21 protein-coding genes are annotated in these 23,170 nt (G+C 65.4%); 11 read left to right on the forward strand and 10 right to left on the reverse strand.

Annotated elements, in window-relative coordinates:
* Positions 1 to 23: 23 nt before the first annotated feature.
* The 3 genes from H292_RS0112820 to H292_RS0112830 form a co-directional block, all read right to left on the reverse strand.
* Positions 24 to 2,051: a prolyl oligopeptidase family serine peptidase gene (locus H292_RS0112820; RefSeq protein ID WP_051127754.1), complete on the reverse strand. Its 2,028-nt coding sequence runs from the start codon at positions 2,049 to 2,051 to the stop codon at positions 24 to 26.
* Between the two features lie 35 nt (positions 2,052 to 2,086).
* Positions 2,087 to 2,794, reverse strand: coding sequence for a SigB/SigF/SigG family RNA polymerase sigma factor (locus H292_RS0112825; RefSeq protein ID WP_230593920.1), 708 nt, complete (start codon positions 2,792 to 2,794; stop codon positions 2,087 to 2,089).
* 74 nt (positions 2,795 to 2,868) lie between these two features.
* Entirely contained in the window at positions 2,869 to 3,291 is a 423-nt protein-coding gene (locus H292_RS0112830) for an ATP-binding protein (RefSeq protein ID WP_019664732.1), read from the reverse strand.
* A 160-nt stretch (positions 3,292 to 3,451) separates the two neighbouring features.
* On the opposite strand from H292_RS0112830, the gene malQ reads away from it, so the two are divergent.
* Positions 3,452 to 5,725, forward strand: coding sequence for a 4-alpha-glucanotransferase (malQ, locus tag H292_RS0112835; protein WP_020111670.1), 2,274 nt, complete (start codon positions 3,452 to 3,454; stop codon positions 5,723 to 5,725).
* A 16-nt stretch (positions 5,726 to 5,741) separates the two neighbouring features.
* Positions 5,742 to 6,566, forward strand: coding sequence for a formate dehydrogenase accessory sulfurtransferase FdhD (fdhD, locus tag H292_RS0112840; protein WP_020111671.1), 825 nt, complete (start codon positions 5,742 to 5,744; stop codon positions 6,564 to 6,566).
* Here the strand turns inward: fdhD and H292_RS0112845 are convergent.
* The gene (locus H292_RS0112845; protein WP_019664735.1) at positions 6,556 to 7,194 is read right to left on the reverse strand and encodes a CoA transferase subunit B; all 639 of its coding nucleotides are present in this window, start codon (positions 7,192 to 7,194) and stop codon (positions 6,556 to 6,558) included. The two genes, fdhD and H292_RS0112845, sit on opposite strands and share 11 nt — an antisense overlap.
* Positions 7,191 to 7,937, reverse strand: coding sequence for a CoA transferase subunit A (locus H292_RS0112850; RefSeq protein ID WP_026347735.1), 747 nt, complete (start codon positions 7,935 to 7,937; stop codon positions 7,191 to 7,193). The genes H292_RS0112845 and H292_RS0112850 overlap by 4 nt, the downstream gene beginning before the upstream one ends.
* Before the next feature lie 188 nt (positions 7,938 to 8,125).
* Between H292_RS0112850 and pcaH the strand changes: the two genes are divergently transcribed.
* From pcaH to H292_RS0112880, 6 genes are read left to right on the forward strand one after another with little or no spacing between them, the layout of a single operon-like run.
* Positions 8,126 to 8,872, forward strand: coding sequence for a protocatechuate 3,4-dioxygenase subunit beta (pcaH, locus tag H292_RS0112855; RefSeq protein ID WP_019664737.1), 747 nt, complete (start codon positions 8,126 to 8,128; stop codon positions 8,870 to 8,872).
* On the forward strand, positions 8,865 to 9,518 hold the full coding sequence (gene pcaG, locus H292_RS0112860; RefSeq protein WP_037141649.1) for a protocatechuate 3,4-dioxygenase subunit alpha: 654 nt from the start codon (positions 8,865 to 8,867) through the stop codon (positions 9,516 to 9,518). Before pcaH ends, pcaG begins: the two co-directional genes overlap by 8 nt.
* Positions 9,519 to 9,534: 16 nt before the next feature.
* Complete coding sequence (locus H292_RS0112865; RefSeq protein WP_019664739.1) at positions 9,535 to 10,872, forward strand: lyase family protein; 1,338 nt, start codon at positions 9,535 to 9,537, stop codon at positions 10,870 to 10,872.
* The gene (gene pcaDC, locus H292_RS0112870; protein WP_020111674.1) at positions 10,869 to 12,041 is read left to right on the forward strand and encodes a bifunctional 3-oxoadipate enol-lactonase/4-carboxymuconolactone decarboxylase PcaDC; all 1,173 of its coding nucleotides are present in this window, start codon (positions 10,869 to 10,871) and stop codon (positions 12,039 to 12,041) included. Before H292_RS0112865 ends, pcaDC begins: the two co-directional genes overlap by 4 nt.
* Positions 12,038 to 12,868 carry an IclR family transcriptional regulator gene (locus H292_RS0112875; RefSeq protein ID WP_019664741.1) on the forward strand — a complete coding sequence of 277 codons (831 nt, stop codon included), beginning with the start codon at positions 12,038 to 12,040 and terminating at the stop codon, positions 12,866 to 12,868. Before pcaDC ends, H292_RS0112875 begins: the two co-directional genes overlap by 4 nt.
* Positions 12,861 to 14,072, forward strand: a complete 1,212-nt coding sequence (locus H292_RS0112880) for an acetyl-CoA C-acetyltransferase (RefSeq protein ID WP_020111675.1) — start codon at positions 12,861 to 12,863, stop codon at positions 14,070 to 14,072. The genes H292_RS0112875 and H292_RS0112880 overlap by 8 nt, the downstream gene beginning before the upstream one ends.
* Before the next feature lie 45 nt (positions 14,073 to 14,117).
* On the opposite strand, the gene H292_RS0112885 is transcribed toward H292_RS0112880, so the two are convergent.
* Positions 14,118 to 16,007, reverse strand: a complete 1,890-nt coding sequence (locus H292_RS0112885) for a sugar phosphate isomerase/epimerase and 4-hydroxyphenylpyruvate domain-containing protein (RefSeq protein ID WP_020111676.1) — start codon at positions 16,005 to 16,007, stop codon at positions 14,118 to 14,120.
* Positions 16,004 to 16,894, reverse strand: coding sequence for a shikimate dehydrogenase (locus H292_RS0112890; RefSeq protein ID WP_020111677.1), 891 nt, complete (start codon positions 16,892 to 16,894; stop codon positions 16,004 to 16,006). The genes H292_RS0112885 and H292_RS0112890 overlap by 4 nt, the downstream gene beginning before the upstream one ends.
* Before the next feature lie 127 nt (positions 16,895 to 17,021).
* Here H292_RS0112890 and H292_RS0112895 point away from each other — a divergent pair, with 127 nt between their 5' ends.
* From H292_RS0112895 to H292_RS0112905, 3 genes are all read left to right on the forward strand, one after another.
* A complete protein-coding gene (locus tag H292_RS0112895) occupies positions 17,022 to 17,708 on the forward strand; it encodes a TetR/AcrR family transcriptional regulator (protein WP_019664745.1) in 687 nt (228 codons plus the stop codon).
* Positions 17,709 to 17,901: 193 nt separating this feature from the next.
* A complete protein-coding gene (locus H292_RS0112900) occupies positions 17,902 to 19,260 on the forward strand; it encodes an MFS transporter (RefSeq protein WP_019664746.1) in 1,359 nt (452 codons plus the stop codon).
* A 6-nt stretch (positions 19,261 to 19,266) separates the two neighbouring features.
* Positions 19,267 to 20,100 (forward strand): N-acyl homoserine lactonase family protein, encoded by an 834-nt coding sequence (locus tag H292_RS0112905; protein WP_020111678.1) that lies wholly within the window; start codon positions 19,267 to 19,269, stop codon positions 20,098 to 20,100.
* Positions 20,101 to 20,169: 69 nt separating this feature from the next.
* Here H292_RS0112905 and clpX read toward each other — a convergent pair whose 3' ends face one another.
* From clpX to H292_RS0112920, 3 genes are all read right to left on the reverse strand, one after another.
* Positions 20,170 to 21,450 (reverse strand): ATP-dependent Clp protease ATP-binding subunit ClpX, encoded by a 1,281-nt coding sequence (gene clpX, locus H292_RS0112910; RefSeq protein WP_026347736.1) that lies wholly within the window; start codon positions 21,448 to 21,450, stop codon positions 20,170 to 20,172.
* Positions 21,451 to 21,793: 343 nt separating this feature from the next.
* On the reverse strand, positions 21,794 to 22,435 hold the full coding sequence (locus H292_RS0112915; protein WP_019664749.1) for an ATP-dependent Clp protease proteolytic subunit: 642 nt from the start codon (positions 22,433 to 22,435) through the stop codon (positions 21,794 to 21,796).
* Positions 22,436 to 22,483: 48 nt separating this feature from the next.
* Positions 22,484 to 23,134 carry an ATP-dependent Clp protease proteolytic subunit gene (locus tag H292_RS0112920; protein WP_019664750.1) on the reverse strand — a complete coding sequence of 217 codons (651 nt, stop codon included), beginning with the start codon at positions 23,132 to 23,134 and terminating at the stop codon, positions 22,484 to 22,486.
* Positions 23,135 to 23,170: the final 36 nt, after the last annotated feature.

The following is a 23,170-nucleotide window of genomic DNA, read 5'->3' on the forward strand; positions in this document are numbered from 1 at the left end:
CCGGGGCGCTCCCACGCGCCCTTTCACCCCAACGTCTCGGGAAGCTCGATTCGCTCACCCAGCACGTGGTCCGCCAGGAACGCCGTGACCACCTCGTACCAGATCTTGGCGTGCTGGGGTGTGAGAACCCAGTGGTTCTCGGACGGGAAATACAGTAGGCGGTGATCGGTCCTGCCTTCGTCGTCGGCGGGCAGTCCGGACTCACTGAGCAGTTCGTACCACAGGCGTAGCCCTTCACCGACCGGCACTCGATAGTCCTTGTCCCCGTGGATCACGAGCATCGGTGTGGAGATGTCCGCGACGAACAGGTGCGGCGAGTTCTCGACGGCCATCTCCGGGGACATCTCGCGCTGCCAGTAGTACGCGACGTCGGTGGTGGGACCGAACTGGTCGAGCGCCCAAAGACTCGCGTGGGTGACGATGGCGTCGAACCTGTCGGTGTGGCCGGCGATCCAGTTGGCCATGTATCCGCCGAAGGAACCGCCCATCGCCGCGGTTCTGGACTCGTCGATGTCGGGGCGCGAGGTGGCCGCGTCCGTGATGGCCATGAGGTCCGTGAACGGCTCCTTGCCCCATCGTCCCCAGCCTCGCTGCACGAACTCCTGCCCGTAGCCCGTCGACAGTGCCGGATCCGGAAGCAGGACCGCGTATCCCCGAGCGACGAGGAGCCACGGATTCCACCGCCACGACCATGTGTTCCACGATCCGAGGGGCCCGCCGTGCACCCAGAGCAGGAGTGGGGCCTTCTCGGCGTCGGACGCGCCGTGCGGCCGAGCCACGTAGCCACGGAGCCGGTGGCCGTCGTCCGCGGTGGTCTCGATCTCGGCCAGAGTTCCGGGCAGGTCCGGAGCGTCCAGTCCCGAGCGCAGCCGGGTGATCTCGCCCGTCGCGACGTCGATGCGCACGGGATGCGCTGGTTCGAGATACGACGCCTCCAACGCGAACACGACACCGTCCGCGGCGGCATGGACATGCGTGTAGGCGGAATCGGTGTCGGTCACCCGGCGCGCCGCGCCACCCGACACCAGGAAGATCGGCGCTCGTCCGTTCTCGTCGGCGACCACGAGAACGCCGCTACCGTCGGCGAGCCACACCGGTTCGGACGGCCACCGATCCCACCCGGGCGCGGATTCGGTCACGGTTCCGTCGGCGAAGGCGTACTCGTGCAACGACACTCGCGGTGCATCCTCGGGGGTCGACCGAGATTCGCGCACGAACGCGACCCTCGTACCGTCCGGGGAGATCGCAGGCGACGAGAGGTCGGCATCGCTGTCGTCGACGATGATTCGCTGCTCCCCCGTGTCGAGGTCGATGCGAATCAGGACGGTGCGCGACGTCGCGAGGGCGCCGGCGATCGTCCACGTCGACACCAGAAACCTTCCGTCGTCACTGATGTCGTACGACGCTTCCTGCAACGCGCCGGCCGCCGCGTCGGTGAGTCGACGCACGGGCGAGCCGTCCTCGGAGGCGAACAGGTGCGGCGTTGCCGGGCCGAGGTCGTGGTCCCAGTACCGCACCGGATAACCGGTGTGCAGGACAGCGTCGATCTTGCCGTCCTTGCGCAACAACCGGATTCGATCGTCGTCCGCGTCGGTTCGAGCCGACGGGTGCACGGCGGAGACCGCCACGAACGTCGGTGCGGCCGTTGCCGTGACGACGCCGGAGAAGCCGGCGCCGCGTGAGGCGACGACGTACGCTTCACCTCCGCCGGAAGGCAGCGACCATATCGCCGACGATTCGTCGTCCTTCGACGCCCGACGAGTGAACAGGAGATCACCCGAGGCGGTGAATGTCGGGCCGCTCGAGCCGTCGTCGTTCCAGGTGAGGCGCCGCGCGTCGGACTCACCGGTCGCGTCGACCTCCCAGAGGGCACCGACGTACTTCGACCCGGCGGAATCGGGCCGCGAGATCGTGACCACGACGCGACGACCGTCGCGTGCGACGGCGAGATCGGTGACCCGCGGTTCGGCGACGTACCGATCCAGGTCGTCGAAAATTCCGGTCGGTCGCTGTGGCACGGGCGCGCTCCTCGGTGATCGAAGTCCAGGCATGCCCGGCCGATGTTACGGACCGGACACGCGTGGGATCACCTCGGTCCGAGCTCTTCCCTCAACTGCGTGAGAGTCCGGGCCAGGATACGAGAGACGTGCATTTGCGAGATGCCCATCCGCTCGGCGATCTGTGTCTGCGTCATGGACCCGAAGAACCGGAGGATCACGATCTGCCGCTCACGCTCCGGCAGTTTCTCGAGCGCGGGCCGGACGGTCAGGTAACTTTCCATCTTCTCGAGCTCGGGATCGTTGGAGCCCAACGTGTCCATCAGCGGCAGGCGGTCGTCGCTGACGACGGAGTCGACGGAGACGGTCTGGTAGGCACTGCGCGCAAGCAGGGCCTGCGTTGCTTCCTTGACGTCGATGTCCAGTTCCGCGGCGATTTCACTCGCGGTCGGGGCTCGTCCCAACTTCTGCGACAGCGTGCCGACAGCGCCGGAGATCATCGAGTTGAGTTCTTTCATGCGCCGTGGCACACGAACCGACCATCCCGCGTCGCGGAAATAGCGTCGAGCCTCACCCATGATCGTGGGGACGGCGAAGGAGACGAAGTCGGATCCGCGCTCGATGTCGAATCTGTCGACGGCGTTGACCAGACCCAGCCGGGCGACCTGGAGCAGATCCTCGTGCGCTTCGCCTCGACCACCGAAGCGCCTCGCAATGTGCTCGGCGAGCGGTAGGCAGCGAGTGATGATGCGGTCGCGGAGCACTTGCTTCTGAGGAGAATCCTCCATCGCCTGCATCTGCTGGATGAGAGGAACGACTTCGCTGTAGTCGTCCGACTGACGCCGCGTAGATTTTTCGTACGGCACGGGCACTAGGAGCTGCTCCTCCGCTTGACCACGTCGACTACCACCGACGAGCCGCCCTCGACCGAGGACGCGGCAAGCGAGATCGAGTCGGTGAGGGTCTGAAGCACGTGCCAGCCGAAGCTGTCTCCTCGCGGAATGCGGTCGGAGTCCACCACCGACGTCGTGGAGATTCGAATGCCACCGTCGCTGACGAGAAACGAACACGACAATTCCGCACCCGGCAGCGCGCCGGAGATCAACTCCGAACACACCTCGTCGACGACGAGCTTGATGTCGGCGATGTCGTCGAGGGTGAAGTCCCCCAGTACCGCAAGCGTTTCGGCCACCGCGCGCACCACCGGAAGCTGATCGGCGTCCGCGACCACCCTCAGCTCGACCGGTGCGCCGGAATTTCGTTCCAGCTCTTCGATCTTGCCGACGCCAGTCATTCGCGCTCCCTATCCATCGTTTCGCAACAATCGCTGTCGTTTCCCTCGGGCTGAACATAGAGGCCACACAGCTCGAGTGCGCGCCGCGATCAGAGTACCCGGGGCCGTCACGTTCAATCCTGCGAGATCCTCCCCGCGAATGTGCGCCGTCCGTTCGGACATGACGACGGCGGTGGATGCTGGCACGATCGGGAGCGTGACCTACACAGCGCTGCTGCGCGATCTTGCCCGTGAGTGTGGAGTGTCGACGGCCTACCGAGGCTGGGATCGCCGAGAGCACGAGGTATCCGAGGACACACTGCGCAGAATTCTCGCTGCGCGCGGAATCTCGGCGTCCGACGAGGCGGAGGTTCGGCAGGCGATGGCCGACCTCGAGCAGTTGCCGTGGCGTCGCATGCTTCCTCCGGTCGTCGTCACCGTGGAGGGTGACGGTGACGCGACGATCGCCGTACACGTTCCACACGGTGATCCGGTGGACGTACACCTCGAGACGGAGTTCGGGGAGCGCAGATCGCTCGTCCAGCGCCAGGTCTGGGTGGAGCCTCGCGAGATCGACGGATCACTCGTCGGGCGAGCGACCTTCGAGATTCCCGCCGACCTCCCACTCGGCTGGCACACCGTGGTGGCGGTCAGCTCGCCGGACGGCCGAGAACAGCGGACCGCGAGCGGCGTGGTCGTGACGACGCCGCAGCGGCTGTCGCCCAACGACGCCATTCTCGGTCGGAGCGGGAGTGGAGCCGGCAGGAACGACCCAGAAGGCGGGAGTGGAGCCGGCAGGAACGACCCAGAAGGCGGGAGTGGAGCCGGCAGGAATGACCCTGGGTTCAGGCAGCGGCTCGGATCGATGACGCAGTTGTACTCGATCCGATCCGATCGATCCTGGGGTGTCGGGGACTACGGCGATCTCGCCGACCTCGCGTCCATCACCGGCCGTCACCATGATTTCGATTACGTCCTGGTCAATCCGCTGCACGCGCAGAGGCCGGTTCCGCCTGTCGAGGCGTCGCCGTACCTCCCCACTACTCGACGCTTCTTCGATCCGATGTACATCCGAATCGAGGACATTCCGGAAACTGCGTACCTCCCTCGGGATCAGTACGCGAAGGTCAGGGAAGCCGCTCGGTCGTTCGCGCGGGCCAACAAGCGGACCGGCCGCATCGATCGTGACCCGTCGTTCCGGGCGAAACTGAAATCGGCCAAAAGAATCTTCGCGGTTCCGCGATCCGCGGCCCGGCAGGCGGAGTTCGACGCGTTCTGCGAACGTGAGGGAGGCGGCCTCGACGACTTCGCCCTGTGGTGCGCGCTCGCGGAGAAGTACGGACCCGAGCACGCTGTGTGGGCGGACAAGGCGTCGCACCCGGGGACCTCGTTCGCGTCGGAGTTCCGCACGACTGCCGCCGAGAAGATCCTGTTCCACAAGTGGCTTCAGTGGATCTGCGACGAGCAACTGGCACGCGCGCAGCGCACCGCGACGGCCGCGGGGATGGACATCGGGATCATGCACGATCTGGCCGTCGGTGTGCACCGTCAGGGGGCGGACGCCTGGACCTTGGGGTCGGCCTTGACCACGGGGGTGACCGTCGGCGCACCGCCGGACAATTTCAATCAGCAGGGACAGAACTGGAACCAACCGCCGTGGAATCCGGACGAGCTCGAAGAGCGGGCGTACGGGCCGTATCGGGACATGTTGCGGACGGTTCTTCGGCATGCGGGCGGTATTCGAGTGGACCACATCCTCGGCCTGTTTCGACTGTGGTGGATCCCGGAGGAGTCGTCGAGCGCTGCGGACGGGGCGTACGTCGAGTACGACCACGAAGCGTTGATCGGAATCCTCGTGCTCGAAGCGGAGCGGGCCGGGGCGGTCGTCGTCGGGGAGGATCTCGGGGTGTTCGAGCCGCGGGTGCAGGAGTATCTGGGCAGGCGTGGACTGTTCGGCACCTCGATCCTGTGGTTCGAGAACGACGGCGATGCCCCCATTCCGCCCGAGGACTACCGGGAACTCTGCCTGACGACGGTGACCACACACGACCTGCCGCCGACGGTGGGATACCTACGCGGGGAACATATTGCGCTCCGCTCGCGTCTCGGGTTGCTCGAGCGCGATCTGGAGGCCGAGATCGAGCAGGATGCCGCCGGGCGAGAGGCGGTGCTCGACCTTGCTCGGACCCGAGGACTTCTCGCCGCGGACGCGTCGGAGAAGGAGACGGTGGAGGCGCTGTACCGGCTGCTTCAGCGCAGTCCATCGACCCTGCTCGGGATAGCGCTCGTGGATCTCGTGGGCGAGAACCGGATTCAGAACCAACCCGGCACCGACGAGACGCAGTACAAGAATTGGCGGATTCCACTCGCCGATCACAAGGGCAAGGCGGTATGGGTGGACGATCTGGTCGACCACCCCAGGCTGGTGTCACTGGTTCGGGCGCTTCGCGAGTGAGGCGCATAATCGACTCATGGGACGTATAACCGCTCGCCGTCCGGTCGTCCGGATTCGCGGCTCTCACGAGTCATCCCGTCCCGACACCCTCGTCGTGGAGGAACCGCTGGAGATCAGGGTGAACGGGTCCGCGCTCGCGGTCACGATGCGCACCCCCGGCCACGACGTGGAACTCGCGCACGGGTTCCTGTTGACCGAAGGCGTGATCTCGGGCCGAGACAACATCGCTGTCGCGCGGTACTGCGACGGTGTCGACGACGAGGGGCAGAACACCTACAACGTCCTCGACGTCACACTGGCCGAGGGCGTCGCACCGCCCGAACCCGGTGTGGAACGCAACTTCTACACCACGTCGTCGTGCGGGGTGTGCGGCAAGGGGTCGCTCGACGCGGTCCGACTGAAGAGCCGTTTCTCCCCCGCCGGCGACGACGTCCGCGTGAAGGCGTCCGTCCTGGCCACGATGCCGGGGACCCTGCGTGAATCTCAGAAGGTGTTCGACTCCACCGGCGGACTGCACGCGGCCGGTCTCTTCGACGCGGACGGCACCATGCTCGCGCTGCGCGAGGACGTCGGCCGTCACAACGCGGTCGACAAGGTCGTCGGTTGGGCTGCGTCGCAGGATCGGATCCCGGCCGCAGGCACGGTGTTGATGGTGAGTGGCCGCGCATCGTTCGAACTCGCCCAGAAGGCAGTGATGGCGGGCATACCCGTCCTGGCCGCGGTGTCGGCGCCGTCGTCGCTGGCGGTGGATCTCGCCGACGAGTCGGGCCTGACGGTGGTCGGGTTCCTACGTGGCGAGAACATGAACCTGTACTCGCACACGCACCGCATCACACGCTGAGTGTTGCTCCCGTCGCCGCGCGCACCTCGTCCTCGGTGATCCCGGGGGCCGTCTCGACGAGCCTCAAGCCGTCGGCCGTCACGTCGAGCACGGCCATGTCGGTGATGATTCGCTGAACGCACCCGACGCCGGTGAGCGGAAGAGTGCAGGAGTCGAGGATCTTGGGCTCGCCCTTCTTCGACACGTGCTCCATCATGACGATGACTCGGCGAGCTCCGTGCACCAGATCCATCGCCCCGCCCATGCCTTTGACCATGTGGCCGGGGATCATCCAGTTCGCGAGGTCTCCCGTGGCGCTGACCTGCATCGCGCCCAGTACGGCGACGTCCACCTGACCGCCGCGGATCATCCCGAACGATTGCGAGGAATCGAAGTACGACGCACCGGGGAGAACGGTGATGGTCTCCTTGCCCGCATTGATGATCTCGGGGTCGAGTTCGTCCTCGGTCGGGTACGGCCCGACTCCGAGAACCCCGTTCTCGGAGTGCAGGATCACGGTGATGTCGGTCGGTAGGTAGTTCGGCACGAGGGTGGGCATACCGATGCCGAGGTTGACGTATTCACCGTCGTTCAGTTCCTGGGCCACACGAGCAGCCATCTGCTCACGCGTCAGTTTCGGGGAAGTCATGATCGCACCGTCCGCTGCTCGATTCCTACGTGTACCGGCCCGACGTGCACCACTCGTTGGACGTGGATCCCGGGCGTGTGGACGTCGTCGGGGGCGATCTCGCCCGGCTCGACGAGGTGCTCGACCTGCGCGATGGTGACGCGACCCGAGGCCGCGGCCGGAGGATTGAAGTTTCTGGCGCTGGCGTGGAAGACCAGGTTGCCGTGCCGGTCGCCCTTCCACGCGTGGACCAGCGCGTAGTCGGCGACGATGCCGCGTTCCATGACGTAGGTGACCCCGTCGAACTCGCGCGTCTCCTTGGGCGGACTCGCCACCGCGATTCCGCCGCTGCCGTCGTACCGGAGTGGCAGACCACCGTCGGCGACCTGCGTTCCGACGCCGGCGGGCGTGAAGAACGCCGGGATGCCCGCTCCCCCGGCCCGCAACCTTTCCGCGAGCGTTCCCTGCGGCGTCAGTTCGACCTCGAGTTCACCGGCCAGATACTGGCGGGCGAACTCCTTGTTGGAGCCGACGTAGGAGCTGATCGTTCGACGGATGCGTCGTTTCTCCAGCAGGATTCCCAGACCGAATCCGTCTGTGCCGCAGTTGTTGCTGACGACCTCGAGGTCGGTTGCTCCCTGCTGCAGCACCGCGTCGATCAAGATCTCCGGGACCCCGACCAGTCCGAATCCTCCGACGGCGACGGACGCCCCGTCGGGCATGTCGGCAACGGCTTCGGAGGCACTCGCCACCACTTTGTCCATCATGCCGCCGACCATACCAAAAATGTGCGCTGTGTGAACACCTCGCCACCATGCGAACATTTATGGGTGTTTTTGTTGCCTGGCCCACTACCGGCGGTCTACGATCGTTCGCATAGCGGCGAGAAGTCCACATCACGAACATGCGGTCGCCGCGCACCGTCACGTAACTTTCCCGTGAGGAACCACCGATGCTCCCTCTACCGCCGAACCACTCGATCACCGTCGACCCGGCCGGCCCGTACCGCGACCAGACCGGCGTCAACGCGCCGCGTGATTTCGCCGAGTACCGCACCACCGCACTGCGTCACCCCAAGCAACCATTGATCCTTCTGCCCCAACGCCTCACCGAGATCACCGGACCGGTGCTCGGCGAAGGACGGGTCACGGCCGCGGACGCCGACCTGACCCTCGTGAACGGCGGTGAGGCGCAAGGACAACGCATCATCGTGCACGGCAGAGTGCTCGACAGTGACGGGAAAGCCGTGCCTGACACACTCGTCGAGGTATGGCAGGCCAACGCAGGCGGACGATATCGTCACGCCGGTGACACCTGGCCCGCTCCACTCGACCCCCATTTCGACGGCGTCGGCCGAGTGCTGACCGACTCGGCAGGCAACTACCGCTTCACGACGATCAAGCCGGGCGCCTACCCGTGGGGCAACCACCACAACGCGTGGCGACCGGCGCACATTCACTTCTCGCTGTTCGGCCAGGCGTTCACGCAGCGCCTCGTCACGCAGATGTACTTCCCGGACGATCCGATGTTCTTCCAGGACCCGATCTTCAACTCGGCGCCCGAGGATGCCAGGGCCCGCATGATCAGCGCGTTCGATTACGAAGCGACGCAGGACAACTGGGCATTGGGTTTCCGATTCGACATCGTTCTTCGCGGACGCAATGCCACTCCGTTCGAAGGGGACGACCACGATGACTGAGCCTGTGTCCGACAGCGGCGCCCTTGCCCCTCGATACCCGGTTGCGCCGGGAAGCAACTTCACGACGGTCCCGTTCGGCCAGACACCCTCGCAGACCGTCGGACCCTACCTGCACATCGGGTTGCCGTGGCCGGACGGGCCAGACGTGGTTCCGGCGGGCACCGCAGGCTCCGTGGACATCTCGGTGACCGTCCTCGACGGCAATCGCACGCCGCTGGCCGACGCGATGATCGAGACGTGGCAGGCGGATGCGTCGGGCCGGTTCGATCACGCCGACGACCCACGTGGCCGCCGGACACCGACTCCGGCGGGTTTCCGCGGGTTCGGCCGAGCTGTCGCGGACGCGACCGGCACCGCAACTGTCCACACCGTCAAACCTGGCGCCCTCCCCGCCGAGAACGACATGATCGAGGCCCCGCACATCGACGTCGGCATCTTTGCTCGCGGCGTGCTCGAGCGACTCGTCACCCGCCTCTACTTCCCCGACGAGACCGAGGCCAACGCGTCGGATCCGGTGTTGTCGAGGTTGGACGCGCGCCAGGCCGCGAAGCTCGTCGCGACGGCGACTCCCACCGGATATCACCTGAATGTGGTACTTCAGGACGAGAACCCGAACGGCGACGAAACTCCGTTCTTCGAGCTGTGACGAACGAAAGCGAGTCATGACCACCACGCGAGGACCGTTGTTCGATCCCACGTTCGGTGCTGCCGCCGCTGCTGCGTTGGTATCGGACCAGGCCTGGGTGACGGCGATGCTGGACACCGAGGCGGCGCTGTCACGTGCGGCCGCCGAGCACGGCGTCGTCGAGTCGGCGCATGCCGCACAGGTGACCGAGGTCGCGTCCGAGCTTAGGCGACCAGGAGCAGTAAACATCGTGCACCTCGGTGCGCTGTCCGCCGCCGGGGGCAATCCGGTCATCCCGCTGGTGAAACTGCTGCGCGCGGCGGCGGCCGAGCACGGCGTCCCCGGCAGCGCGGTTCATCCCGGAGCAACCAGCCAGGACATCGTCGACACCGCTCTCATGCTTCTCACCTCACGCGTTCTCGCTGCAGTGCGTGAATCCCTCGCCGACGCCGTCGCCGCGGGGGCCGCTCTCGCGCGTCGACATCGCGACACGCCGGTTGCAGCGAGAACTCTCGGCCAACAGGCACTTCCGACGACGTTCGGTGCCGTTGCCGCGAGTTGGACGGCAGGCCTCCTGCGAGCCGACGACGATCTGGCCCGGGTCGAGGCGTCCGCGTCGGTCCAGTTCGGCGGTGCTGCAGGCACGTCGGCGGCCGTGTTCCCTCACGGCTTCGAGGTGGCCGACTCTCTCGCCGACCAGTTGGGCCTCGCTCGGCAGACCATTCCCTGGCACACCGACCGGACCCGGATCGGCGAGATCGCGTCCGCCCTCGGGATCGCGGCGGGGGCCATCGGCAAGCCTGCTCTCGACATCACGCTCCTCGCGTCCACCGAGGTCGCCGAGGTCTCCGAAGCCGCTCCTGGCGCCTCTTCGGCCATGCCGCACAAGCAGAACCCCGTCGCCGCCGTCGCCGCACGGGCAGCATCCGTTCGGGTGCCGGGCCTCGTGTCGACGATTCTGTCCGCGATGGCGCACGATCACCAACGTGCATCGGGGGCGTGGCATGCGGAATGGGAGACACTGACGGACTTGCTTCGACTGACTGCGGGTGCCGCCGACCGATTGGCGGTGAGCATGTCCGGTCTACGCGCGAATCCCGACGCGATGGCCCGTAACCTCGCCGCCACGCACGGACTTCTGCTCGCCGAACGAGTCACCACGGCACTCGCGGCCCACACCGACGACGCACGATCCATCGTCACCGCCGCATGCGCGTCCGGCCTTCCCCTCGAATCCGATTCCTCCATCACCGCATTCCTCGAACCCGCCGAAGTACGTGAACTGCTGGACCCGGCAGGCTATCTCGGCCATGCCGGCGACATCGTCGATCGTGTACTCGACCTGGTCCGAGCTCGACACGAAGGAACAGCATGACCGTCGACCTGTCCTACGACCTCGTACCCGGAACCGAGAACCGCGGCACCACAGTGGTGCTCGTCGGATCGCTCGGGTCGGACCGCTCGATGTGGGACCCGCAGGTGGCGGGTCTGGTCGAGTTCGCCGACGTCATCGCCGTCGACCTTCGCGGTCACGGTTCGTCACCTGTGCCCGACGGCCCCTACTCGGTCGGCGACATGGCCGAGGACGTTCTGGCCGTGATGGATTCGCTCGGGCGGGACCGAGTGCATCTGGTCGGCCTCTCGCTCGGCGGCGCGATCGCACAGTGGATCGCCGTGCACCGCCCGGCGCGGGTCCTCGGCCTCACCCTGCTGTGCACGTCTGCTCGCTTCGGAGACCCGCAGTCCTGGATCGACCGCGCGGCAACTGCGCGCGCGACGGGGACCGATTCGCTGGCGGACACCGTACTGGCCCGGTGGTTCACCGCTGAACTGATCGCTCGCGACGGTGAACTCGCCGCGCATCACCGATCGATGATCTCGTCCACGTCCGACGAAGGCTATGCCGCAGCGTGTGAAGCGTTGTCGCAGTGGGACAACCGCGCAGACCTCGGCCGAATCAGTGCGCCCACCCTGGTGGTGGCAGGTGAGCAGGACCCGGCAACGACGCCGTCGGACATGCAGGTGCTCGCCGACGGTATCGCCCGCTCGGACTTCCATGTCCTCCCCGGCGCCGCGCATCTGGCGAACGTCGAACAAGCGGGACACATCACGCGATTGGTCGTGCGACACATCGTCGGCGACACGTACGACGCAGGCCGTGCAGCAGCGCATCGAGCGGGAATGCACGTGCGGCGAGCGGTACTCGGCGACGCACACGTGGATGCCAGCATCGAGCGCACCACGGCGTTCACTGCGCCGTTCCAGGATTTCATCACCCGCACCGCGTGGGGCGACGTCTGGACCCGCGACGGTCTCGACCACCGCACCCGACGTCTGCTGACACTCGCCATTCTGACCGCCGTGGGCAATCAGCACGAGTTGGACATGCACATCAAGGCGGCCCTGCGGGCAGGATTGGATCCCGACGAGATGGCCGAGGTCTTCCTCCACACTGCGGTGTACGCGGGGGTACCGAACAGCAATGCGGCGTTCGCGCTGGCCAACACGGCACTGGCCGAACACACGGGATCGGAGACGACATGACCCAACCCGGTTCGAGCGAGCAGCAGGGTCCGTCGCCGGACTACGTGCAATCTCTCGCCCGTGGACTCGCCGTGATCCGTGCCTTCGATGCCGAGCATCCGCGCCGTACGTTGTCGGACGTCGCGAAGACGACCGATCTGACCAGGGCGACGGCGCGAAGGTTTCTGCTCACGCTCGTGGAACTGGGGTACGTGCGCAGCGACGGCTCGATGTTCTGGCTCACTCCTCGCGTCCTCGAGTTGGGGTACAGCTACCTGTCCTCGCTCTCGTTGCCGGACGTCGCAGGCCCACACCTCGAAGCTCTCGCCGAGCAGGTCCGCGAGTCCTCGTCGGTGTCGATCCTCGACGGCGACGACGTCGTGTACGTCGCCCGTGTTCCGGTCAGCCGAATCATGACCGTTGCCATCACCATCGGCACTCGCTTCCCGGCGTTCGCGACGTCGATGGGGCGCGTCCTGCTCGCCGGGTTGCCCGAGGACAAACTCGACGCCTACTTGCGCCGGGTGGAGCTGAGCCCTCTCACCGGCCGCACCATCACCGATGTTTCGTCGTTGCGCGCAGAGCTCGATTCCGTACGCGCGCAGGGGTACTGCCTCGTCGACCAGGAACTGGAGGAAGGTCTGCGGTCGATCGCGGCCCCGGTACGGGATCACGCCGGCGACGTCGTCGCGGCTGCGAATGTCTCCACTCAAGCTGCCCGCCACAGCGCGGACGCCGTACGCGAACATCTGTTGCCCGCTCTGCTGCGCGCGACGGCGGCGATCGAAACAGATCTCTACCGCGTGCAATCACAGTCCACCGATCACAAAGGAAGTCGTCATGCCTGACGCCGTCGTCTGCGAACCTCTCCGCACCCCCATCGGCCGATTCGGCGGTGTCTTTCGCGATGTCACGCCCGAATCGCTGGCGGCAACGGTGATCACCGAACTCGTCACGCGCACCGGCATATCGGGATCGGACGTCGACGACGTCATCCTCGGCCAGGCATCGCCCAACGGTGACGCCCCCGCAATCGGACGGGTTGCCGCGCTGGACGCCGGACTGGGAATCGAGGTCCCCGGTCAGCAGATCGACCGTCGATGCGGGTCCGGGTTGCAGGCCGTTCTCCAGGCGTGCATGCAGGTACAGTCCGGCGGCAGTGACCTCGTCCTCGCGGGCGGGGTGGAAAGCATGAGCCAAGCGGAGTTCTACGCAACGGGGATGCGGTGGGGAGTCAAGGCAGAAGCCGTGGCCCTGTCCGATCGACTCGCCCGCGCACGTGTCACCGCGGGCGGAAAGAACTTTCCGGTTCCGGGCGGCATGATCGAAACGGCCGAGAATCTTCGTGCCGAGTTCTCGATCAGTCGACGCGACCAGGACGAACTGGCCGTGCTGTCGCATCACAAGGCCGTTGCCGCGCAGAAGAACGGCGTCTTCGCCGAGGAGATCGTCGGGGTCTCGGTACCGCAGCGCACAGGTGATGCGCTGGTGGTCGACACCGACGAGCACCCCCGCGCGGACACCAATGTCGAGACGCTGTCCGCACTACGCCCCATTCGCGGGAAGATCGACCCCGACTCGACGGTGACCGCGGGCAACGCCAGCGGGCAGAACGACGGGGCAGCGCTGGCCATCGTCACCACACCGGAGAAAGCTGCGGCACTGGGCCTGCGTCCGATAGCCAAACTTGTCAGCTGGGCCGTGGCCGGCGTGCCTCCGCGCACCATGGGCATCGGACCGGTGCCCGCAAGCGAAAAGGCACTCGGCCGCGTCGGACTCACGCTCGCCGACATGGACGTCGTCGAACTCAACGAAGCGTTCGCCGCACAAACTCTTGCGGTGCTGCGCACCTGGGGAATCGAGCCCGACGACCCCCGGCTCAACCCCAACGGTTCGGGAATCTCGCTGGGTCACCCCGTCGGCGCGACCGGCGGACGGATCCTCGCGACACTGCTGCGCGAGATGAACCGTCGACAAGCGCGGTACGGCCTCGAAACCATGTGCATCGGTGGCGGTCAAGGCCTCGCCGCGGTATTCGAACGCCTGAGCTGACCATTCTCGGACGTGGGATGCACCGTGCATCCCACGTCCGAGATCTCACCTCTGCAGCTGGGCCGCGAGCCGCACTGCCGAGTTGACCTCGCCGTAACCGTCGTACCCACCTCGGCGTTCGCACACCTCGAAAAACAGGTCCTCCCCCACCACAGGGGTGAAGAAGTGGAAGAACTCGCCACCGGAACCGTCGGCGTCGTAAAGGATTCCGTGCTTCTCCAACTGAGTCAGCAGGTCCTGGTCCAGATCGAACCGGGCAGCGAGGTCGAGGTAGTAGTTCGGCGATATTCGCAGCGATCCGAACCCGCGCGCCGTCATCTGCTCGGCGGCGCTCAGCACATCGGCACACGCGAATCCCACGTGGCTCACTCCGCCTCGCCGTGCCGCCGGAAGCGTGTCCGTCGACGACGACCGACCGGGAACCATGTTCAGCGAGAGCCGAACAGTACCGTTCTCGGTCGGCAGCGTCAGAGCTTGGCTACGGACGGTGCCGACGGCGTCGACCACATCCTGGCCCTCGTGCGGGGTCATGCCGAACACCGACCTCAGCAACAGCATGATGCCGTCCCAACTGTCTGCCGGTACGGCAAGGGCGATGTGGTCGACCGACTCGACGATAGGAGCGGCGGGGGAATCCGGCTGTCGTGGAACGAGATCGAATGCGGACTGCCACGCCCCCGCGCTCGCGCGACTGCGAAGATCGAGTGATGTCGCGCCGGTGACGCTCATTCTGACAACATCGTGATCGGTTCCGGCGACGCCGGGCATCGAGACCGAGTCGGCGGAGACACCGAATGCTCGGGCCCGGGTCTGCCACTGGGCCGGGTCGTCGCTGCGCACCCCGATCTGGGCCACGGCGGGCAGATGCGCGGGCACCCCGGGCGACGTCCAGAGACTGTCGACGGTGGTGTCCACGGCGACGGCGAGCGGACCCTGCGTGAACAACTGCAGACCGTGACGACTGTGCGCGGCGGTCATGTCGAACCCGAGATGACGCAGGGTCCGGCCGAGTCCACCCGCCTCGACGGGACCTGCGGCAACGCGCAAGGACACGATGTTCTCGATCGGTCCCGCTGCCGGCGCCTCGAACAGCGTCGACGAGGTCGGCGATCGGCGCTCGGCCACTTTCTCCTGCAGGTACAGCAGCGATCGGTGAGCGTCGGCGGCAGTGCGGCCGGTGGCGGATTCGCGGAACACGTCGTTGAAGATCTCCAGGGACCACGGGCCGGCATACCCGGAATCGACCACCCGGGAGCCGAATTCGGGGAGGTCGAAATTGCCCTGCCCCGGGAAGCACCGGTGATGCCTCGACCACTGCAGCACATCCATCTTCAACCGCGGCGCGTCGGCCAGCTGCAGGAAGAAGATCTTCTCCCCCGGAATGTCGGAGATGCCGGCCGGGTCGTCACCGCGGGACAGGATGTGGAAGCTGTCCAGGCACGTGCCGAGCGCGTCGTGATCGGCGCGCCGCACGACGTCCCAGGCATGGCGGTAGGTGTTGACGTGGGTTCCCCACGCCAATGCTTCGTACGCCAGCCGCATTCCGCGTTCCTGCGCGATGTCCGCGGCCCCGAGCAGTTGTTCGACGAGGCGCTCGTCCTCGGTCACCGCGCCGGGCAGCGGCGACGAGCAGACCAGAAGCAGATTGCACCCGAGTTGCTCCATCACGTCGAACTTGCGCTGCAGCCGACCGAGATTGCGCTGATATCGACGGTCGTCGGCGCTGTCCAGGTCGCGGAACGGTTGGTACAGATCGACGCTCAACCCGAGATCTGCTGCCTGCTTCGCAATGTCGGACGGTGAGAACGGCGACGCGATCAAGTCGGCCTCGAAGACCTCGAATCCGTCGAATCCCGCGTCGGCGATGGCCGTCATCTTCTCTCGCAACGACCCGCTGAGCGACACCGTGGCCACGGACGTGCGCGGGGCGGTCACGACGACACTCCGGTCAGTGCCGACTCTTCCTCCAGCAAGATCAGCTCACGCATGTGCGCGGACATGCGGTCGGCGTCGGCCGCTCTGCCGGTGAAGATCTCGAACGCGTCGGCTGCCTGGTGCACTGCCATACCCGTCCCCGCCAGCGTCCGGCATCCACGTGCCGCGGCGGCGGCCAACAGTTCGGTCTCCGCGGGGCGGTAGACGACCTCGGCCACCCAGTGGTCCGGTCGCAACAGCGTCGGATCGAACGCGATACCGGGATGTGCGGCCATCCCGACCGGTGTCGCGTGCACGATTCCGTCGGCAGCGGACAGCAGTCGCGAAAGGTCGGCCGGCGCAGCCGCGGCGAACGTTGTTCCGGGGAACACTGCCTGCATCGACGACAACAGGGCGCGCGCCCTCTCTCCGTCGGCGTCGACCACGGTGACCTGCCCAGCGCCTGCTTCGGCCATCGCGTACGCCACCGCCGCTCCCGCACCGCCTGCTCCGAGCAGGACCACGTCCCGGGTCGACGCCCCGGCCAGACCGAGTTCGAAGCTTCGACCGAACCCCGACCAGTCGGTGTTGTGACCGATCTTCTTGCCACCGTCGAACAGAACCGTGTTCACTGCCCCGAGCCTGGCCGCATCGTCGGACAGTTCGTCGAGGTGATCGATGACGATCTGCTTGCACGGATGGGTGATGTTGAGGCCACGGAAACCGAGGTCGGCAGCTGTGTCGACCAGACGTGCCAGGTCGTCGGGGGTCGCGCCGACGGCGTCGAGGTCGACGATGCGGTAGACGTAGCGCAGGCCGTGCGCGGCACCCTCTCGTTCGTGCATCGCCGGGGTCAGCGACCTGCCGATGCCCGTGCCGATCAGACCGCAGACCAGTGAATCGTCCACTTCCGGACTCCCTCGATTGTGCGTATGTTCGTAATGTACGAACTAGTAAGTTATTCGAGCGTACTACGAGAATGTCCGCTACCCCACACTTCGTGAACGATTTTTTGCAGGGATAGAGTTTCGGATCATGACGTCCACGCGCCCGGGAAGCGACTCCGCTCCAGCAAGAACGAGCGCGGAGGGCCCCAAACGCAGGCGAAACAGCGATCTGACGCGCAGCAACATCCTCGACGTCGCCACCAGCGAATTCGCGGACAAGGGATACGCGGGAGCACGTGTCGACGAGATCGCCGAGCGGACGCACACGACGAAGCGGATGATCTACTACTACTTCACCGACAAAGAGCGCCTCTACCAGGCGGTACTCGAACGTTCCTACAGCGCGATCCGCGCCCGCGAACGTGAGCTCGACACCGAGGGACTCTCCCCCACCGACGCGATTCGGGCGATCGCGTCGCTCACGTTCGATCACCACGAACACAATCCGGATTTCATCCGATTGGTGTCCACCGAGAACATTCTTCGCGGTGAGCACATCAGCAAATCCGAGGCACTGAGCAACCTGGGCAACCCTGCGGCCGAGCTGCTCGAGAGCATCCTGACGCGAGGCCAGGCCGATGGATTGTTCCGAACCGACGTCGATGCTCTCGACGTGCACATGGCCATCAGCAGCTTCTGCGTGTTCAGACTCTCCAACCGGTACACCTTCGAAGCACTGTTCGGGCGCGACCTCACCGCCCCCGCGCACCGTGAGCATCTGCGGAGAATGTTGGGCGACATGATCATTGCTTTTCTGACCTCGACCGAGGTCTAGTTTCGACCTCTCTGCCGGTGTTCGTATCACGAACATGTAGGCCATACCGCATCAGGGCTTGACACGTGGCCCGGGTCACGTTCAGTATCTAGTGACGCCCAGTTTTAACCGTTTAGTACATTACGGTCCGATCGGGATGAACCCGGCTCCGTCGACCTTGTGTACTCCCCCTTCACGCGAAAAGAGACCGAAGATGAGCGATCCCGTGACGCAGCATCCCGACCCCGCCGGTGGGCGGGCCACGGCCAACCCGAAGCGCGCGGCCACCGCAGCCTGGGTGGGCAGCGCACTCGAGTACTACGACTTCTTCATCTACGGCACCGCCGCCGCATTGGTGTTCGGTCGAGTGTTCTTCCCCAGCTCGAGCGCTGCCACCGGTACGCTGCTCGCCCTGGCGACGTTCGGCGTCGGCTACCTCGCCCGCCCACTCGGCGCACTCGTCCTCGGGCACATCGGAGATCAGTACGGCCGAAAACGAGTGCTCGTTGCCACCGTCCTGCTGATGGGCGTCGCTACCCTCGGCGTCGGCCTGCTCCCCTCCTACGAGACCATCGGCATCGCGGCCCCGATCATCCTCGTCGTTCTCCGTCTGTGCCAGGGCTTCTCGGCCGGCGGTGAGCAAGCAGGCGCGAACTCCATGACTCTCGAGCACAGCCCGGACAACCGCCGCGCGTTCTTCACCAGCTTCACCCTGAGCGGCACCCAGGGTGGACAGATCCTCGCAACGGCCGTCTTCCTCCCCGTCGCCATGCTTCCCGAGGACCAGCTCCTGTCCTGGGGTTGGCGAATCCCGTTCTTCCTCAGCGCATTCGTTGTTCTCGCCGCATTCCTCATCCGCCGCTCGCTCGACGAGACCCCGGTGTTCGAAGAGGAGGTCGCCACCGGCGAACAGCCGAAGATGCCGCTCTCGGTTCTGCTCACCGATCACTGGCGTGCAGTGCTGCGCGTCGTGTTCGCTGCCGTGATCGCCTCTGTCAGTACCATTTTCAGCGTCTACGCGCTGTCCTACGCGGTGAACACGGTAGGGCTGGAACGCACGCCGATGCTCTGGGTCGGAGTGCTCGCCAATGTTGCTGCGCTGTTCGCCCTTCCGTTCTTCGGTGCCCTTTCCGACCGTATCGGACGCAAGCCCGTCTTCATCTTCGGTTCCACCGGCTGCGCGGTTCTGATGTTCGGGTACCTCTGGTCCATCTCGACCGGAAACTACCTCCTGATCTTCGCATTCGGCATCGTGATGTTCGGCATCGTCCACAGTGCCACCGGCGGCGTCTGGCCCGCGTTCTACGGCGAGATGTTCCCCGCCAAGGTCCGACTGTCCGGAACGGCGATCGGCACCCAGATCGGCTTCGCCATTGCAGGTTTCGCACCCACCATCGCCAGCGCGATCGCCGGCGACGGAATCGGAGCGTGGTTCCCGGTGGCTGTGGTGACGGCGGTCTTCTGTGCCATCAACATCACCATCGTCGCAACCTCGCGCGAAACGTTCCGAGTCCCCACCGAAAAGCTCGGACTCACCAAGAGAGAGGCAGCGGCCGTCCCGACGACGGTGTGACCTCTCATGACGAGCTTCCACCACACCTCCCCGACGGCGGCCGCGATCCGGCCGTCGTCGGACGAGCACTTCCGTCTCTACGCGGTGCAGTACGCATCGCGAACCGGTACACGCGAGCAACATTTCCACTACTGCGACGGGCGAGGGCAGGAACCACACCCGACGGCGTACTACGTGTGGCTGGCCGTCTCCGCATCGCACACGGTCCTCATCGATGCCGGAATCTCGCCCGAGACCGCCGCAGGGATGGACGGCCTGAACTACCACGGTTCGCCGCTGGAACTCGTTGCAGCACTGGGCATTGCCGCCGATCGGATCGACCTGTCGATCCTCACGCACCTGCACTACGACCACACCGGAGTCGTCGCGGACCTCCCCGAGGCACGATACGTCCTTCAAGCCGACGAGCTCGAGTACTGGACCGGCCCATGGGCACGTCGGATCGTTCGCGAACAGTGGCTGAACTCGGAAAAGGATGTTGCACACCTGCGTTCGGTCGGCGACCGGCTGCAACTCGTCGACGGTGACGCGGAGCTCCTACCGGGCATATCCGTACACCGCGTCGGTGGTCACACGGCCGGAATGCAGGTGGTGCGCGTCAAGACAGCCGACGGATACGCTGTCGTCGCCTCGGACGCGAGCCACTTCTACGAGAACATCGAGAACGACTCACCGTTCGCGATCCTTCACGACATTCCAGGCATGTACTACGCGTTCGACCGAATCAACGAACTCGCGGATTCTCCGAGCCTGGTGGTTCCAGGACACGATCCCGAGGTGGCCGAGCGCCACGCCCTGCTCGACGCATATCCCGACGCGCACGCGTTCATGATCGGCTGAGCGACAGAATCCACGAAGAAGGCCCGGTCGGATTCGACCGGGCCTTTCTCGTCTGTCGCTTGTTCCGCGCTACGCGGACTTGTCGCGGCGCTCGGGACGTTCCGGCTTGCGCGGAACGATAGTCGGGAGCACGTTGTCGTTCACTGTCTCGGACGTGACGACGACCTTCGCCACGTCGTCACGGCTCGGGATGTCGAACATCACGGGGTTGAGCACCTCTTCGAGGATGGCGCGCAGGCCACGAGCACCGGTGCCGCGCAGGATCGCCTGGTCCGCTATGGCTTCGAGTGCGTCCTTCGTGAACTCCAACTCCACGTTGTCCATGTCGAACAAGCGGCTGTACTGCTTGACCAGAGCGTTCTTCGGCTCGGACAGGATGGTGACGAGCGAGTCCTTGTCCAGGTTGGTCACCGACGCCACGACGGGGAGGCGTCCGATGAACTCCGGGATCAACCCGAACTTGATCAGATCCTCCGGCATCACCTCGGCGAAGTGATCCTGCGTGTCGATCTCTGCCTTCGAGCGGACCTCGGCGCCGAAGCCGAGTCCACGCTTGCCGACACGATCCGACACGATCTTCTCCAACCCAGCGAAAGCGCCGGCCACGATGAAGAGCACATTGGTGGTGTCGATCTGAATGAATTCCTGATGGGGGTGCTTGCGGCCACCCTGGGGCGGGACGCTTGCCTGCGTACCCTCGAGAATCTTCAGCAGCGCCTGCTGAACACCCTCGCCGGACACGTCGCGGGTGATGGACGGGTTCTCGCTCTTGCGGGCGATCTTGTCGACCTCGTCGATGTAGATGATGCCCGTCTCGGCGCGCTTGACGTCGTAGTCGGCGGCCTGGATGAGCTTCAGCAGGATGTTCTCGACGTCTTCACCGACGTACCCTGCCTCCGTCAACGCGGTGGCGTCGGCGATCGCGAACGGGACGTTGAGCATCTTCGCCAGCGTCTGGGCGAGATAGGTCTTGCCGCACCCGGTGGGGCCGAGCATCAGAATGTTCGACTTCGCCAGTTCGACGCTCTCGCCGCGGCCGTCGCGCGCTTTGTCTCCGGCCTGGATGCGCTTGTAGTGGTTGTAGACGGCCACAGCAAGCGTGCGCTTGGCCGTGTCCTGTCCGATCACGTAGTTCTCGAGGAAGTCACGGATCTCGGAGGGCTTGGGCAGGTCGTCGAGCTTGACCTCGCTCGACTCCGCGAGCTCCTCCTCGATGATCTCGTTGCACAGGTCGATGCACTCGTCGCAGATGTACACCCCAGGACCTGCGATGAGCTTCTTGACCTGCTTTTGGCTCTTTCCGCAGAACGAGCATTTCAGCAGATCGCCACCGTCACCGATGCGTGCCATGTTCGAGGTTCCTACTTCCTTGTCCGCGTCTGGCCGTGCGACACCCAACGGATGCCGACCCGACCGTGAGCAACTTCTCGATCGACAGCGCCTGAGCCCTGATGCGACCGTACCCGTGATCCGGAGATCAGGGCGAGTTGTTTCCGGTGATTCGTCGTCCGAATTCTCGCGGAACTCGGGAACCGACTCTCACCACAGCGCTACCGACCCACCGCAGCACTGTCCATTTGTCGCCTCGATGGCCTCGAAGCGTTACCTCGGCCCCCGCTCGACGTGTACCGGAGGCCGAGATCGACTCGACCCCCGGCCTCCGTGCCGCGTCCTGCGAAGATACCCGCTGCCGCTACTTCTGTGCGGACAACTTGCGGTACTCGAACACCGTGTCGATGATTCCGTATTCCTTCGCCTGCTCGGCGGTCAGAATCTTGTCGCGGTCGGTGTCCTTGCGAATGACATCGGGGTCCTTGCCGGTGTGGCGTCCGAGCGTGGTCTCCATCAAGCGACGCATGCGCTCGATCTCGGCCGCCTGGATCTCGAGGTCGGACACCTGGCCCTGAATTCCACCGCTGGCCGGCTGGTGGATCAGAACGCGAGCGTTCGGGAGAGCTGCGCGCTTGCCCGGCGTTCCCGCTGCGAGCAGCACTGCTGCCGCGGAGGCGGCCTGACCGAGGCACACCGTCGCGACGTCGGCACGCACGTACTGCATCGTGTCGTAGATCGCCATCAGCGAGGTGAACGATCCACCGGGCGAGTTGATGTACATCGTGATGTCGCGGTCGGGGTCGAGGCCCTCGAGCACGAGCAGCTGAGCCATGATGTCGTTCGCGGACGCGTCGTCGACCTGAACGCCGAGGAAGATGATGCGTTCCTCGAACAGCTTGTTGTACGGGTTGGACTCCTTGACGCCGTAGCTGGAGTGCTCGACGAAGGACGGCAGGATGTACCGCGAGGACGGCATCTGAGTGGGATCGAACAAGTTGGTCATCGTTTCTCCAAGAAGTGAGGTTTCAAGGGACGGAGTTCGAAGGGCGATCTACTCGCCGACTCCGCCTGCCTGCCGTGCGCGCGAGACGACGTGGTCCACGAAGCCGTATTCCTTCGCTGCTGCGGCCGTGAACCAGCGGTCACGATCGGAGTCCTCGGTGATCTGCTCGACGGTCTGTCCGGTGTGCAGCGCGATCAGCTCCGCCATTTCGCGCTTGGTGTGAGCGAACTGCTCGGCCATGATCGCGATGTCGCTGGCACTACCACCGATACCGGCGGACGGCTGGTGCATCATGATCCGCGCGTGCGGGAGTGCGTAGCGCTTGCCCTTGGCGCCTGCCGACAACAGGAACTGACCCATCGACGCGGCGAGACCCATTCCGTAGGTGGCCACGTCGCACTCGGCGAATTCCATCGTGTCGAAGATCGCCATACCTGCGGTCACCGAACCACCGGGCGAGTTGATGTAGAGCGAGATGTCGCGTGTGGGGTCCTCCGCCGACAGCAGGAGGATCTGTGCGCAGAGCTTGTTCGCAATGTCATCGTCGACCTGAGTACCGAGGAAGATGATGCGATTCTGAAGCAGACGCTCGTACACCGAGTCGCTGAGATTCAGGCCGGAAGCGGCCGAAGTCATGACGGGACTCTGCTGGTGCGAAGCCGCCGGATTCTGAACAGTCACGGTACCTGCCTTTTCCATACTGATCGTTGGTTCCTGATACAGACACTAACGAAA

It is taken from the genome of Rhodococcus sp. 114MFTsu3.1 (genome assembly GCF_000383555.1).
GTDB lineage: Bacteria > Actinomycetota > Actinomycetes > Mycobacteriales > Mycobacteriaceae > Rhodococcoides > Rhodococcoides fascians_E.

Coding starts and splice junctions, on each gene's coding strand:
- H292_RS0112820 (WP_051127754.1), bottom strand. CDS start 2,051: ATGCCTGGACTTCGATCACCGAGGAGCGCGCCCGTGCCACAGCGACCG.
- H292_RS0112865 (WP_019664739.1), top strand. CDS start 9,535: ATGACCACCACGCGAGGACCGTTGTTCGATCCCACGTTCGGTGCTGCC.
- fdhD (WP_020111671.1), top strand. CDS start 5,742: ATGGGACGTATAACCGCTCGCCGTCCGGTCGTCCGGATTCGCGGCTCT.
- H292_RS0112895 (WP_019664745.1), top strand. CDS start 17,022: ATGACGTCCACGCGCCCGGGAAGCGACTCCGCTCCAGCAAGAACGAGC.
- H292_RS0112875 (WP_019664741.1), top strand. CDS start 12,038: ATGACCCAACCCGGTTCGAGCGAGCAGCAGGGTCCGTCGCCGGACTAC.
- H292_RS0112830 (WP_019664732.1), bottom strand. CDS start 3,291: ATGACTGGCGTCGGCAAGATCGAAGAGCTGGAACGAAATTCCGGCGCA.
- H292_RS0112900 (WP_019664746.1), top strand. CDS start 17,902: ATGAGCGATCCCGTGACGCAGCATCCCGACCCCGCCGGTGGGCGGGCC.
- H292_RS0112880 (WP_020111675.1), top strand. CDS start 12,861: ATGCCTGACGCCGTCGTCTGCGAACCTCTCCGCACCCCCATCGGCCGA.
- pcaH (WP_019664737.1), top strand. CDS start 8,126: ATGCTCCCTCTACCGCCGAACCACTCGATCACCGTCGACCCGGCCGGC.
- malQ (WP_020111670.1), top strand. CDS start 3,452: ATGACGACGGCGGTGGATGCTGGCACGATCGGGAGCGTGACCTACACA.
- H292_RS0112825 (WP_230593920.1), bottom strand. CDS start 2,794: ATGCAGGCGATGGAGGATTCTCCTCAGAAGCAAGTGCTCCGCGACCGC.
- clpX (WP_026347736.1), bottom strand. CDS start 21,450: ATGGCACGCATCGGTGACGGTGGCGATCTGCTGAAATGCTCGTTCTGC.
- pcaDC (WP_020111674.1), top strand. CDS start 10,869: ATGACCGTCGACCTGTCCTACGACCTCGTACCCGGAACCGAGAACCGC.
- H292_RS0112850 (WP_026347735.1), bottom strand. CDS start 7,937: ATGGACAAAGTGGTGGCGAGTGCCTCCGAAGCCGTTGCCGACATGCCC.
- H292_RS0112915 (WP_019664749.1), bottom strand. CDS start 22,435: ATGACCAACTTGTTCGATCCCACTCAGATGCCGTCCTCGCGGTACATC.
- H292_RS0112920 (WP_019664750.1), bottom strand. CDS start 23,134: ATGGAAAAGGCAGGTACCGTGACTGTTCAGAATCCGGCGGCTTCGCAC.
- H292_RS0112905 (WP_020111678.1), top strand. CDS start 19,267: ATGACGAGCTTCCACCACACCTCCCCGACGGCGGCCGCGATCCGGCCG.
- pcaG (WP_037141649.1), top strand. CDS start 8,865: ATGACTGAGCCTGTGTCCGACAGCGGCGCCCTTGCCCCTCGATACCCG.
- H292_RS0112845 (WP_019664735.1), bottom strand. CDS start 7,194: ATGACTTCCCCGAAACTGACGCGTGAGCAGATGGCTGCTCGTGTGGCC.